This window comes from Rheinheimera lutimaris (assembly GCF_013283795.1).
Taxonomy (GTDB): domain Bacteria; phylum Pseudomonadota; class Gammaproteobacteria; order Enterobacterales; family Alteromonadaceae; genus Alishewanella; species Alishewanella lutimaris.
This window is the reverse complement of the sequence record NZ_JABSOD010000049.1, coordinates 1-516: the sequence shown is the minus strand read 5'-3', so window position 1 is coordinate 516 and position 516 is coordinate 1. Positions and strand designations below refer to the sequence as shown.

Sequence of the window (516 nt, the reverse complement as noted above, 5' to 3'; positions counted from 1 at the left end):
CTGCGGTGCGTTGTCGTCAGCCGAAGCAGCCAGTCAGCAATTTGCACATTCTCGTCATTCAGTTTGGCCTGATAGCGATAACAGGTTTCGCTAAGCCCAAACAAGGTACATGCTAACTTGATAGCAATGGAATGGCTTTGCACCGCCTTTTGCGCCAACTCCCGTCGGCGCGACGGCTTTACCACTTTTTTTCGATGGCCTCTTTGAGGATTTCAGCCTTTAGTCGCTCCTCGGCATACATCTTTTTAAGCCGGGCATTTTCGGTTTCCAGCTCTTTCAATCTGGCCATCATGGACGCATCCATGCCGCCAAACTTGGCGCGCCATTTGTAGAAGGTAGCCGAGCTCATACCATGCTCACGGCACAGCTCTGGAACGGGTGCACCGGCTTCGGCTTGCTTTAAGATTGCTAGGATCTGGCTGTCGCTAAATTTTGATGTTTTCATGCAGAATCTCCTGCGTTTATGTTACGAGAAAATTCTACTTTTGACGTCAGTTATTTTTAGGGGGTATTACC

General features: G+C 49.2%; 1 pseudogene. It reads right to left on the bottom strand.

Annotated features, from left to right (window positions below):
• A pseudogene (locus HRH59_RS19150) lies at positions 1-445 on the bottom strand (transposase); the annotation flags it as partial.
• Positions 446-516: the final 71 nt, after the last annotated feature.